Source organism: Castellaniella denitrificans (assembly GCF_042653765.1).
Taxonomy (GTDB): domain Bacteria; phylum Pseudomonadota; class Gammaproteobacteria; order Burkholderiales; family Burkholderiaceae_B; genus Castellaniella; species Castellaniella denitrificans.
Genome location: NZ_JBHSEZ010000001.1, coordinates 1,098,082 through 1,110,520, shown reverse-complemented (window position 1 = coordinate 1,110,520; position 12,439 = coordinate 1,098,082). Strand labels below are relative to the sequence as shown.

The following is a 12,439-nucleotide window of genomic DNA, read 5'->3' as shown; positions in this document are numbered from 1 at the left end:
ATCATGAATGCGCGCGCGGTGCGTTCCTCCGCCGGCGGATCCCTGCCGGTCCTGCTGACCGTCCTGATCTTCGCCCTGCTCCTGCTGGTGCCGGTGTACGCCAGCGTCACGGACAGTTCGTACGTCCTGCTGCAGTTCAGCCGCATCCTGGTGTTCGCCCTGGCGGCCGTGGGCCTGAACCTGGCGCTGGGCTACGGCGGGCTGGTCAGCTTCGGCCACGCCATGTACATCGGCATCGGCGCCTATTGCGTCGCCATCGCGTCCCATTACGGCGCCGACAGCGGCGTCCTGCATCTGCTGCTGGTCGTGGCGGTGACGGCCCTGGTGGCCGCGCCCGTGGGCCTGATCGCCCTGCGCACGAACGGGATCGCCTTCATCATGATCACGCTGGCCCTGGCGCAGATGTTCTATTTCCTGGCCGTGGGCCTGAAGCAGTACGGCGGCGACGAAGGCCTGCCGATCCGCCAGCTCAGCCGCTTCGGGACGCTGACCGGCAGCCACGTCGGCCTGTACCTGGCCCTGCTGGCCTGCCTGGGCGCCAGCCTGCTGCTGCTGCGCCGCGTGATCCGCTCGCGCTTCGGCCTGATCCTGCGGGCGTCCAGCATGGACGCCCGGCGGGTGCGGGCCGTGGGCACCTCGCCGCTGGGGTACCGCCTGCTGGCCTATGTGCTGTCGGCCGAGCTGTGCGCCCTGGCGGGGTTCTTCCTGGCGAACCTGACCGCCTTCGCCTCGCCCGCCTACATGGCGTGGACGGCGTCCGGCGAACTGATCATCATGGTGCTGCTGGGCGGCGCCGGCACCCTGGTCGGGCCGGTGGTGGGCGCGGCCGGCTTCCTGTTGCTGGAAGAAGGCCTGAAGGGCCTGACCGACCACTGGATGATCATCATGGGACCGGTGATCGTGCTCATCGTGCTGTTCCTGCGCAACGGGCTCTGGAGCATGATCGGCCCGACCGGGGAGGACCACTGACATGCAGCCCCTGCTTTCTATACGCGGCCTGGTCAAGCGCTACGGCGGCCTGCTGGTCACGGACCACGTGGACCTGGATATCCTGCCCGGCGAGATCCACGCCGTCATCGGCCCCAACGGCGCCGGCAAGACCACGCTGGTCAGCCAGATCATGGGCGAGATCCCCAGCGACGCCGGCACCATCAGCCTGGGCGGCCGGCCCATCGACGCGCTCGGCATGGCGCAGCGCGTGCGCGCCGGGATCGGACGGTCCTACCAGATCACCTCGGTGATCCAGCGGTTCACCGTGCTGGAGAACGTGGTCCTGGCGGTCCAGGGCTGCCGTGGGCACGGGTTTCATTTCTGGACGCCGGCGGTCGAGACTCCGCCGCTGGTGGAGCGGGCCGACGAACTCATCGGCCTGATGGGGCTGGCGGCCCGGCGGGATGCGCCGGCCGCGTCGCTGTCCTATGGGCAGCAGCGCCAGCTGGAAATCGCCATGGCGCTGGCGGCGGAGCCGAAGGTGCTGCTGCTGGACGAGCCCATGGCCGGCATGGGGCATGGCGACACCGGCTCGGACATGATGGTGGACCTGCTGCGGCGCCTGAAGAGCCGGTACGGCATCCTGCTGATCGAGCACGACATGGACGCGGTGTTTTCCCTGGCGGACCGCATCAGCGTGCTGTTCTACGGCAAGGTCATCTGCTGCGGCGACGTGGAGACGATCCGCCGCAGCCCCGAAGTCCGCGAGGCCTACCTGGGCGACGAGGAGGTGCCGGCATGAGCACGGGGAACCGCGAGGCGGGCGGCGCGCAGCGCCGGGGGAGTGCCATGGACACGCTGCTGGAGGTCGAGGATCTGGTGTCCGGCTACGGGCGCAGCCAGGTGCTGCACGGGATGCGCCTGCGGATCGGCGCGGGTCAATGCGTGACCTTGCTGGGCCGCAACGGCATGGGCAAGACCACGACCGTCAAGAGCATCATGGGGATGCATCCGGCCTGGCGGGGGCGGGTGCGGTTCGGCGGCGCGGAGATCCATGGCCTGCCCAGCCACCGGGTGGCGCAGCGCGGCATCGGCCTGGTGCCGGAAGGCCGCCAGGTCTTCCCCAACCTGTCGGTGGAGGAAAACCTGGTCGCGACGGCCGCGGACCGCCATGGCAAGCGCAACCCCTGGACGCTGGCGCGCATCTACGAACTGTTCCCGCGTCTGCGGGAGCGCGCCGGCAATTTCGGCAACCAGCTCTCGGGCGGGGAGCAGCAGATGCTGGCCGTCGGCCGGGCCCTGATGACCAATCCGGAACTGCTGATCCTGGACGAGGCCACCGAGGGCCTGTCGCCCCTGGTGCGCCAGGAAATCTGGGCCGCGCTGGCCCTGCTGCGCCGCGAGGGCATGGCGATCCTGGTGATCGACAAGAACCTGGCGCCGCTGCTGCAATTGGCGGACCGCCATTACATCGTCGAGAAGGGCCGGGTCGTCTGGGAGGGCGATTCGGATGCGCTCCGGTCCGATCCGTCCGTCCGGGAAAAATACCTGGGCGCCTGACGGCGGCCGCCACGCGCGCCGGCCGGGGCGCCGCCGCGTCGGCATCGGGTCCGCCCGCCGTGCGGACCCGCGCGGAATCGGGTCAGTCCGGTTCGGGAATCACGCTGGGCGCTTCCATCTGGACGACGTCGCAGTTCTCGCCCGGGCCGGCGCGGTCGATGATCAGGAAGTCGGACACTTCGCCCAGCGCCAGCAGCGGGTGGTGCCAGACGCCGCGCGCGTAGTTCACGCCCTGGTCGCCCCGGCACAGGAACACGCGCAGGTCGGCGACCGTGGGCGTGGACGCGGGGTCCGCGACCACGACGAGGTAGGGGCGCCCGGACAGCGGCACGAAGGCCTGGCTGGCCTTCGGGTGGCGTTCCATCATGGTGACGGTGAAGGGCAGCGTGCGCGGCAGGCCGCGGAAGATCGAGACGATGGCGCGGCCGTCCTCGCCCGGATCGATGCGGGCCAGGTCGTGATAGCGCTCGGTGTTGCCTTCGTTGATGGTGAAGTGCCGGACCGAGTCGTCCGCCTGGATCACGTCCCCGAAGGGCGCGAAGGCTTCCCGCGTCAGGGGTTCGATGGTCAGGGACGTCTGCGTGGTGGCGGTCATGGGAGGGGCTCCGTGAAAATCCCGGTGCGGCGCCGGGATCGGGCGATGGGTCGTGCCGGATGGCGCCAGGCCTGGCGGCCCGGGGCGTCAGGCGGCGAAGCGGGCGTCGAGGCGGAAGCGCGCGATCTGCCCGATCTGGTCCAGGCAGGTCTCGAATTCGGCATCCCGTTCATTGTGCAGCCGTTGCTCGATGGCGTCCATGATCTGGTAGCGGCTGCGGCCCTTGACGGCGATCACGAAGGGAAAGCCGAACCGTTCGCGGTAGGCGGCGTTCAGGCCGCGCAGGCGCCGCAGTTCTTCCGGACTGCACTGGTCCAGGCCGGCGCCGCGCTGTTCGCTGGTCGAGTCGCTGGTCAGGGTGCCGGCGGCGGCTTCCTTGCCGGCGAGTTCCGGGTGGGCCGTGATGAGGGCGAGCTGTTCGGCCGGGCCGGCTTCGCGCACGACGCGCATCATGGCCTGGTGCAGCGCTTCCACGTCGGCGAAGGGCCGGGCGGCCCAGGCGCGTTCCGGAATCCAGGGGGAGTGTTCGAAGATCGCACCGAGCTCCCGGGAAAATTCGGCCTGGGTCAGGGAGGACAGTTCGTTCAAGGTCATGACAGGAAGGGATGAGTGCATCATGATGGAAAGTCTACGGTGTATCGTGCGCCAAATGAAGGGCGCGGCGCGGTATAAGTGGTATATGCTGTGCCGCATTCCCGGGGGCGGGCGGACGCGCCCCCGCCCGAACGGAGAACCCCACGATGTCGACGCGACGCGGTAGCGAAACGCTGGATACGTATCTGCTGAAGGTGTTCAGCATCCTCATGGCCGAACGCAGCGTGTCGCGCACGGCGCTGAAACTCAACCAGTCCCAGCCCGCCATCAGCGTGGCGCTGAAGAACCTGCGCCAGATCCTGCAGGATCCGCTGCTGGTGCGCGAAAAGGGCGGCATGGTCCCCACCGACCGGGCGCTGGCCATCCTGGAACACGCCCGCACGGCGCTGTCCTCGATCGATTCGATGCTGGAAGCCGGCGAGGCCTTCGACCCCGGCAGCAGCCGCCAGGTGTTCCGCATCGGCTCGCCGGACTATCTGGCGCCGGCCTTCGCCGCGTCGGTGGTGGCGCGCTTCCGCCGCGAGGCGCCGCATGCGCGGCTGGTACTGCATTCCCTGGGGCCGGATTTCGATTTCGAGCATTCCCTGGCCGAAGGCGAGCTGGACGTGGTGATCGGCAACTGGCCCGAGCCGCCGGACCGCATGCACCTGTCCGTGCTGCTGGAAGACGAGATCGTGTGCATGGTGGCGGCCGACCACCCGCTGGCGCGGCGCGGCATGACGCTGGACGATTACCGGCGCGTGCCGCACGTGGTGCCGACCCCGTATTCCATCACCCAGCGCGGCATGATCGACACGGTGCTGACGTCCCTGCGCATCCAGCGCGAGGAATGCGTCGAGGCGCAGTCCTTCATGCTGGCGCCCTACCTGCTGCCGGGCACGGACCTGGTGTTCACCACCACGCGGCATTTCGCCCGCTACTACACGGAACTGCTGCCGCTGGCGGTCCTGGAGTCGCCGATCGAGTTCCCGCCGATGCGGTTCTATCAGTTGTGGCATGCGCGCAATCATCATGCGCCCTCCCATCAATGGCTGCGTCACCTGCTGGGGGACTGCGGAAAAGGCGTGCTGGCGCGAGACGGCTGAGGCGCCCCGCGCGCCGGATCCGCCGGCCCGCCCGTGGCCGCGCGGCGCGGACCGGGGCGCAAGGCCGGCGCGGCGGCGGCTCAGATCGCCCAGCCGCCCAGGTAGAACACCGCCAGCGCGACGGCGATGGCCAGCGTGCCGACGTTCAGCCTGCGCCATTCTCCGGCGAACAGCCGGCCGATCACCAGGGTGCAGAAGCCCAGCATGATGCCGGTGACGATGTTGCAGGTCAGCACGATGAACACGGCGCAGACCATGCCGGCCATGGTGTCCACGGTGTCGTCCAGGTGCAGCTTGCGCACGCCGCCCAGCATCAGCAGGCCGACGTACATCAGGGCCGGAGCGGTGGCGTAGGCGGGCACCAGCGCCGCCAGCGGCGACAGGAAGATCAGGGCCAGGAAGCCCAGGCCGACGATGGTGGCGGTCAGGCCGGTCTTGCCGCCGGCCGCCGTGCCGGCCGCCGATTCGATGTAGGCCGCCGCGGGGGCGCCGCCCAGGCCGGCCGACACGATGGAGCTCACCGAGTCCGCCGTCAGGGCGCGGCCGCCGTTGATGATCTGGCCGTTCTCGTCCAGCTGGCCGGCCTGGCCGGCCACGGCGCGGATGGTGCCGGTGGCGTCGAACACGGCGGTCATGACCAGGGCCAGGACGCTGGGGATGACCAGCGCGTTGAGCGCGCCGCCGACGTCCATGGCGCCGATCAGCGAGTGCTCGCCGCCGAAGGACGGCAGGGCGAACAGGCCCTTGAAGGTCACGGCCGGATCCCAGGCCAGGCCGACGGCCGACAGCGCCAGGATGACCAGCAGGATGCCGCCGGGCACGCGCCGGCGTTCCAGGCCGAAGATCGCCGCCAGGCCCGCGACCGACAGCAGGGCCGGCATGGCGTTGATCGCGCCCAGGGACACCGGCAGGCCGGGGCCGGGGTTCTTCACCACCAGGCCGACTTCGTTGGCGGCGATCAGCAGCAGGAACAGGCCGATGCCGATGCCGGTGCCGTGCGCGATGCCGGCCGGCAGGTTGCGCAGGATCCAGCTGCGCACGCCGGTGGCGGAGATGGCCGTGAAGATCACGCCCATCAGGAAGATGGCGCCCAGGGCGACGGCGGGCGACAGGCCCTGGCCCAGGACCAGGTCGAAGGCCGTGAAGGCCGTCAGCGAGATCGCGCAGCCCACGGCGATCGGCAGGTTGGCCCACAGGCCCATCAGCAGCGAGCCGAAGGCGCTGGTCAGACAGACGGCGATGAAGACCGAGGAAGTGTCGAAGCCCGCCTTGCCCAGCATCGCCGGGACGACGAACACGGAATAGACCATCGCCAGGAAGGTCGTCAGCCCGGCCAGGGTTTCCTGGCGCGCGCTGGTGCCGCGGGCCGACAGCTGGAAGCGCCGTTCGAGCCAGGGCGTGGAGGATCCGGGGGTTGCGGGGGCGCCAAGCCCCGCCGACAAGGCGTGTTCCTGTTCGCTCATGAGCGGTGTCTCCTGAATGGTGGGCGCCTTCTGGTGAGACGGGCGCTTTATGGGTCAGGCCATTCTAGGGACGTGATTTCGGGCTGTGTGCGCGCCGGCCTGATGACGACTATCAAGCCCGGATGATGTCTTCTGGGGAGGCTCAGGGTTTGTCCGAATGCCGGGCGACCGGGTCCTGGCGGCTGTCGTCGAGGCTGGCCTGCAGCATGGCGGCGACCTTGGCGATGCACTGGCGCAGCCAGACGACTTCCGGGGCGCCGTGGCAGCGGCGGTGCCACAGCAGGTAGAAGCGCATGGGCGGGAAGGGGAGAGGCGCGGGCAGGATGGCGATGGGCAGGTAGCGCGCGTAGTGCTGGGCGAACTGCCGGCCGGTGGTGAAGATCAGATCGGTGCGCAGCAGCATGCCGGCCACCTGGCCGAAATACGGGATGGTCATCTGGATGTTGCGCTTCAGGCCCTGGGACGCCAGGTGGCCGTCGATGAAGCTCTGGCGTTCCGTCACGTGGGGAAAGGGCGCCAGGTGCGGCAGTTCCAGGTAGTGCTTCAGGGTGAGTTCGCGGTGGGCGGCAGGGTTCTGGCTGCCGATCATACAGACGACCTCGTCGTCGAACAGCCGCGCCATGTGCATCTGCGGCGGCGGTTCGAGCCAGTTGCCGATCACCACGTCCAGGCCGCCGTCCTCCAGGCCGCCCGCGTAGTCGTAATCGGCGTTGATCGGGTGTACGATGAATTTGGCGTGCGGCGCCTCGCGGCGCAGGATTTCGGCGATGTTCGGCAGGAACATCGCGTCCAGGTAGTCCGGCGCCCCCAGGTGGAATTCCCGCGTCGTGCGGGCCGGATCGAAGGCGCCCGGCGGCTGGGTGATGCGCTCGATGGCGCTCAGGGCCTCGTTGGCGTGCGCCAGCAGCTCCAGGCCGCGGCCGGTGGGCACCATGCCGGTCTTGCCGCGCACCAGGATCGGGTCGCCGGTGATGTCGCGCAGGCGGCGCAGCGAATTGCTCAGGGCAGGCTGCGACAGCCCCAGCTTGATGGCGGCGCGCGAGACGCTCTGTTCGGTCAGCAGGATCTGCAGGATGCGCAGCAGGTGCGTGTCCATGGGTTCGCGGGTTCGTTGCATCGGCCTATTATTCACGGGCGTGCCCGGCCCGTCCACCGGATGCCGGCATGATGTTCTTCATCATCCGGAGTGAATGGCTGGGGCGGTCGCGTGGTGATATCGTGGACGCAACACCTGTTCAATGAAAAGAGGGATGCGATGGAGACCGATGTCATTCGCTTTCACTATCGTGGCCAGACCCACGAAGTTTCCGGTCAGCCCACGACCCGCACCGTACTGCAGTACCTGCGCGAGGACCTGGGCTGCATGGGCACCAAGGAAGGCTGCGCCGAAGGCGACTGCGGCGCCTGTACCGTCATGGTGGCCGAGCCCGATGGCCGCGGCGGCGTGGCCATGCGGGCGGTGAACGCCTGCATCCAGTTCCTGCCCACGCTCGACGGCAAGGCGCTGTACACGGTCGAGGACCTGCGCCGGGAAGACGGCGCGCTGCATCCGGTGCAGCAGGCCATGGTCGATTGCCACGGCTCCCAGTGCGGCTTCTGCACCCCGGGCTTCGTCATGTCGCTGTGGGGCATGTACCTGGCGCACGGCCCGCACGATCCGGCGCCCACGCGCACCGAGATCGACGACGCGCTGTCGGGCAACCTGTGCCGCTGCACGGGCTACCAGCCCATCGTGCGCGCGGCCGGCGAAATGTTCAATTACCCGGCCGTGCCCTTCGACCGGGCGGCCCTGGCCGGCATCCTGTCCGCGCTGCGGCGCGACGACGTCTTCACCTACACGCATGACGGCCATACCTTCCATGCGCCGCGCACCCTGGCCCAGCTGGCGCAACTGCGCCTGGACTACCCCGACGCCCGCATCCTGGCCGGCAGCACCGACGTGGGCCTGTGGGTGACCAAGCAGTTCCGCGACCTGCCGCACCTGATCTACATCGGCCAGGTGGCCGAACTGCGCGACATCCGCCTGGAAGGCGACGACCTGCTCATCGGCGCGGGCGCGCTGCTGAACGACGCTTTCGACGCCCTGGTCGAGCATCTTCCCGAACTGGCCGAAATGCGCCAGCGCTTCGCGTCCTTCCCGATCCGCAACGCGGGCACGCTGGGCGGCAATGTGGCCAACGGCTCGCCGATCGGCGATTCCATGCCGGGCCTGATCGCCCTGGGTTCCAGCATCGTCCTGCGCCGGGGCGACCGGGTGCGCGAAATGCCGCTCGAGGATTACTACCTGGGCTACCAGAAGAACGCATCCGAGCCCGGCGAATTCGTGCAGGGTCTGCGCGTGCCCGTGCGGGTGGCCGGCCGCCAGTTCCGCCACTACAAGCTGTCCAAGCGCTTCGACCAGGACATCTCGGCGGTGTGCGCGGCCTTCGCCGTGATCCTGGACGAGTCCGGCGTGGTCCGGTCCGTGCGCACCGGCTTCGGCGGGGTCGCGGCCACGCCCAGCCGCGCGCGCGCCGTGGAAGCCGTCCTGCAGGGCCAGCCCTGGGACGAGACCCGCATCCGCGCCGCGATGGACGCCGTGGGGCAGGATTTCAAGCCCCTGACCGACATGCGCGCCAGCAGCGAATACCGCCTGCTGGCCTCGCGCAACCTGCTGTACCGCTTCTACCTGGAAACCGCCCCTGGGGCGCCGCTGGCGACGCATCAGGTCAGTACGGCCGCGCTGGCCGACATCGCTTGAGGAGGCCGTCATGAACATGCGCATCAATGTGCCGGTCGAACTGGACCGGCTGGCCGTCGCCAACGACCGCATTCCCCGCCCCGTCGAGGGCGAGCCCGCCGCGGGCGCGTCCAGCCCGCACGAATCCGCCGCGCTGCACGTCACCGGCGAGGCCGTCTACACCGACGACATCCCCGAACTGCGCGGCACCGTCTACGCCGCCCTGGGCCTGTCGGCCAAGGCGCATGCCCGCGTGCGCGGCATGGACCTGGAAGCCGTGCGCCGCGCCCCGGGCGTCGTCGCCGTGTTCACGGCCCGCGACATCCCCGGCGAGAACAACTGCGGCCCGGTGATTCACGACGATCCCCTGCTGGCCGATGGCCTGGTCCAGTACGTCGGCCAGCCGCTGTTCATGGTGGTGGCGCGCTCGGTGGACGCCGCGCGCCGCGCCGCGCGCCTGGGCAAGATCGACTACGAGGAACTGCCCCACCTGCTGACGCCGGTGCAGGCCAAGGAAGCCGGTTCCCGCACCCTGCCCGACATGCGCCTGGTCCAGGGCGACGTGCAGGCCGCGCTGGATGCCGCGCCGCGCCGCCTGAAGGGCACGTTCGATTGCGGCGGCCAGGAGCAGTTCTACCTGGAAGGCCAGATCGCCTACGCGATTCCGCGCGAGAAGGACGGCATGCTGGTCTGGTGCTCCACCCAGCACCCGACGGAAATGCAGGCCGTGGTCGGCCACACGCTGGGCTGGCACGCCCACCAGGTCCAGGTCGAATGCCGGCGCATGGGCGGCGGCTTCGGCGGCAAGGAATCCCAGTCGGCGGTCTTCGCGTGCCTGGCCTCGGTCGCCGCGCACCGGCTGCGGCGCCCGGTGAAGCTGCGGGCGGACCGCGACGACGACATGATGATCACCGGCAAGCGCCACGGTTTTCATTACGAATACGAGGTCGGCTACGACGACGAGGGCCGGATCCTGGGGATGCGCCTGGACATGACGCTGCACTCGGGCTTTTCCGCCGACCTGTCCGAAGCCGTCGCCAGCCGGGCCGTGTGCCACTTCGACAACGCCTACTACATCCCGGCGGCGGACGTGCGCGCCATGTGCGGCAAGACGAACACGCAGTCGAACACGGCCTTCCGCGGCTTCGGCGGCCCGCAGGGCGCGCTGCTGACCGAAGTCGTGATCGAGCGCATCGCCCGCGACCTGGGCCGCGATCCGCTGGACGTGCGCCAGACCAATTTCTACGGCATCGAAACGCGCAACACCACCCCCTACGGCCAGGTGGTCGAGGGCAACCTGATCGAGCCGCTGGTGGCCGAGCTGGTCGCCAGTTCCGACTACCGGGCGCGCCGCCGGGCGGTCAACGAATTCAACGCCTCCAGCCCCATCCTGAAGAAGGGCCTGGCGCTGACGCCGGTGAAGTTCGGCATCTCCTTCAACGTGCCGGCCTTCAACCAGGCGGGCGCGCTGGTGCACATCTACCGCGACGGCTCCGTGCTGGTGAACCACGGCGGCACGGAAATGGGCCAGGGCCTGAACACCAAGGTCGCCCAGGTCGTGGCCAACACCCTGGGGCTGGACCTGGACTGCGTGCGCGTGACGGCCACCGACACCTACAAGGTCGCCAACACCTCCGCCACGGCGGCTTCCACGGGCACCGACCTGAACGGCAAGGCCGCCGAGGACGCCGCGCTGCAGCTGCGCGCGCGCCTGTCCGACTTCGCCGCCCGCAAATACGGCGGCAAGCCCGAGGACGTGGTCTTCGCCTGGCGCCAGGTCAACGTCAACGGCCGCAACATCCCGTTCGGCCAGCTGGCCGACGAAGCCTACTGGGACCGCGTGCAGCTGTGGTCCGACGGCTTCTACGCCACCCCGGGCATCGTCTGGGACAAGGCCACCATGCACGGCCGGCCGTTCTTCTACTTCGCCTTCGGGGCGGCGGTGTCGGAAGTGGTGGTGGACACGCTGACCGGCGAATGGAAACTGCTGCGCGCCGACATCCTGCACGACGTCGGGGCGTCCATCAATCCGGCGATCGACCTGGGCCAGGTCGAGGGCGGCTACATCCAGGGCACGGGCTGGCTGACCACCGAGGAACTCTGGTGGCGCGAGGACGGCCGCCTGATGACGCACGCGCCGTCCACCTACAAGATCCCCGCCATCAGCGACTGCCCGCGCGATTTCCGCGTGCGCCTGTTCAGGGCGCAGAACCTGAAGGACACCGTGCATCGCTCCAAGGCGGTGGGCGAGCCCCCGCTGCTGCACGGCATCAGCACCTTCAACGCCCTCTGCGACGCGGTGGCGGCGGTGGGCGACGGGCGGACCTCGCCCGACCTGCGGGCGCCGGCCACGCCGGAAGCCATCCTGAAGGCAGCCGAGGGCCTGCGGAAACGCAGCGCGACCTGATGCACGCCTGGATCGATCAGGCCCTGTGGTGCCTGGATCGGCGGCAGGCGGTGGTGCTGGTCACGGTCGCCTGGGTCCAGGGATCGGCCCCGCGCGAGGCCGGCGCCAAGATGCTCGTGTCCGCCGGCCACCAGTGGCTCACCATCGGCGGCGGGCACCTGGAATGGAAGGCCGCCGAGTTCGCCCGGGCGCGCCTGCGCGCGGACGACGGCCCCGACCGCTGGATCGAGGCCCTGCCCCTGGGACCGGCGCTGGGCCAGTGCTGCGGCGGCATGGTGCATCTGCTGTTCGAGCGCCTGCGGGAATCCGACCGCGGCTGGCTGGAAGCCCTGCACGCCGGCCTGCAGTCGCCGGCTGGCCGCATCCGCGAAGTCGGCCTGGGCGGCATGGGCGTGGCGCCCTGGGTGCGCGTGTCCGCGCCGGACGAGGCGGACGCGACCGGCCCGGACGCCGACCGGCTGCTGCGGCCCGACCCCGTCCTGGGCTGCCTGACGCTGCGCGAGGCCGTGCGCCCCGATCCGCTGCATGTGGTGATCTTCGGCGCGGGCCACGTCGGCCAGGCCCTGGTACATATCCTGGGCACCCTGCCTTGCCGGGTGACCTGGGTGGATGCGCGCGACGACCTGTTTCCGGACGCGGTGCCCGACAACGTGTCGATCGAGGCGACCGACACGCCCGAGGCCGTGATCGACGAGGCCCCGCCCGACAGCTGTTTCCTGATCATGACCCATGACCACGCGCTCGACCAGCGCCTGTGCGAGCAGTTGCTGCGGCGCGACGACGTGGCGTATTTCGGCCTGATCGGCTCGCAGACCAAGCGGCGCAAGTTCGAGCACCGCTTCCGCGCGCGCGGCATCCCGCCGGAACGGGTCGCGCGCATCGTCTGCCCGATCGGCGAGCCCGGCATCGAAGGCAAGCAGCCCGACGTGATCGCCGTCGCGGTCGCCGCCCAGCTGCTGCGCCTGCGCTCGGAACGGGAACGGCGGGCCGCCGCCGCGCCGGCCCGGACCGAAGCGGCCGCCCATTGACCCCCGCGGATTCATTTGCCGCACCCCATTGAAGAACGCCGGGCCGCCGGCCCCGCCG

At 69.9% G+C, this 12,439-nt stretch carries 11 protein-coding genes; 7 read left to right on the top strand and 4 right to left on the bottom strand.

Features of this window, described 5'->3' with window-relative positions:
- The first annotated feature begins 3 nt into the window (after positions 1 to 3).
- The 3 genes from ACFO27_RS05140 to ACFO27_RS05130 are packed head-to-tail and all read left to right on the top strand — an operon-like array spanning position 4 to position 2,490.
- Positions 4 to 969 carry a branched-chain amino acid ABC transporter permease gene (locus ACFO27_RS05140; protein WP_376816312.1) on the top strand — a complete coding sequence of 322 codons (966 nt, stop codon included), beginning with the start codon at positions 4 to 6 and terminating at the stop codon, positions 967 to 969.
- Between the two features lies 1 nt (position 970).
- On the top strand, positions 971 to 1,732 hold the full coding sequence (locus tag ACFO27_RS05135; RefSeq protein WP_376816311.1) for an ABC transporter ATP-binding protein: 762 nt from the start codon (positions 971 to 973) through the stop codon (positions 1,730 to 1,732).
- Positions 1,733 to 1,779: 47 nt separating this feature from the next.
- Positions 1,780 to 2,490: an ABC transporter ATP-binding protein gene (locus tag ACFO27_RS05130; protein ID WP_376816421.1), complete on the top strand. Its 711-nt coding sequence runs from the start codon at positions 1,780 to 1,782 to the stop codon at positions 2,488 to 2,490.
- Between the two features lie 82 nt (positions 2,491 to 2,572).
- Here the strand turns inward: ACFO27_RS05130 and ACFO27_RS05125 are convergent, their stop codons facing one another.
- Both ACFO27_RS05125 and uraD read right to left on the bottom strand, forming a co-directional pair.
- On the bottom strand, positions 2,573 to 3,085 hold the full coding sequence (locus ACFO27_RS05125; RefSeq protein WP_376816310.1) for an ureidoglycolate lyase: 513 nt from the start codon (positions 3,083 to 3,085) through the stop codon (positions 2,573 to 2,575).
- 87 nt (positions 3,086 to 3,172) lie between these two features.
- The gene (gene uraD / locus ACFO27_RS05120; protein ID WP_376816309.1) at positions 3,173 to 3,679 is read right to left on the bottom strand and encodes a 2-oxo-4-hydroxy-4-carboxy-5-ureidoimidazoline decarboxylase; all 507 of its coding nucleotides are present in this window, start codon (positions 3,677 to 3,679) and stop codon (positions 3,173 to 3,175) included.
- Positions 3,680 to 3,825: 146 nt separating this feature from the next.
- On the opposite strand from uraD, the gene ACFO27_RS05115 reads away from it, so the two are divergent.
- Positions 3,826 to 4,764, top strand: a complete 939-nt coding sequence (locus tag ACFO27_RS05115) for a LysR substrate-binding domain-containing protein (RefSeq protein WP_376816308.1) — start codon at positions 3,826 to 3,828, stop codon at positions 4,762 to 4,764.
- Positions 4,765 to 4,844: 80 nt separating this feature from the next.
- On the opposite strand, the gene ACFO27_RS05110 is transcribed toward ACFO27_RS05115, so the two are convergent.
- Together ACFO27_RS05110 and ACFO27_RS05105 are read right to left on the bottom strand one after the other, a co-directional pair.
- Positions 4,845 to 6,227: an NCS2 family permease gene (locus tag ACFO27_RS05110; protein WP_376816307.1), complete on the bottom strand. Its 1,383-nt coding sequence runs from the start codon at positions 6,225 to 6,227 to the stop codon at positions 4,845 to 4,847.
- Positions 6,228 to 6,369: 142 nt separating this feature from the next.
- Positions 6,370 to 7,344: a LysR family transcriptional regulator gene (locus tag ACFO27_RS05105; RefSeq protein WP_376816306.1), complete on the bottom strand. Its 975-nt coding sequence runs from the start codon at positions 7,342 to 7,344 to the stop codon at positions 6,370 to 6,372.
- Positions 7,345 to 7,482: 138 nt separating this feature from the next.
- Between ACFO27_RS05105 and xdhA the strand changes: the two genes are divergently transcribed.
- The 3 genes from xdhA to xdhC are packed head-to-tail and all read left to right on the top strand — an operon-like array spanning position 7,483 to position 12,381.
- Complete coding sequence (gene xdhA / locus ACFO27_RS05100; protein WP_376816305.1) at positions 7,483 to 8,967, top strand: xanthine dehydrogenase small subunit; 1,485 nt, start codon at positions 7,483 to 7,485, stop codon at positions 8,965 to 8,967.
- A 22-nt stretch (positions 8,968 to 8,989) separates the two neighbouring features.
- Positions 8,990 to 11,353 carry a xanthine dehydrogenase molybdopterin binding subunit gene (gene xdhB / locus ACFO27_RS05095; protein ID WP_376816420.1) on the top strand — a complete coding sequence of 788 codons (2,364 nt, stop codon included), beginning with the start codon at positions 8,990 to 8,992 and terminating at the stop codon, positions 11,351 to 11,353.
- Positions 11,353 to 12,381: a xanthine dehydrogenase accessory protein XdhC gene (gene xdhC / locus ACFO27_RS05090; RefSeq protein WP_376816304.1), complete on the top strand. Its 1,029-nt coding sequence runs from the start codon at positions 11,353 to 11,355 to the stop codon at positions 12,379 to 12,381. The genes xdhB and xdhC overlap by 1 nt, the downstream gene beginning before the upstream one ends.
- The last annotated feature ends 58 nt before the right edge of the window (positions 12,382 to 12,439 follow it).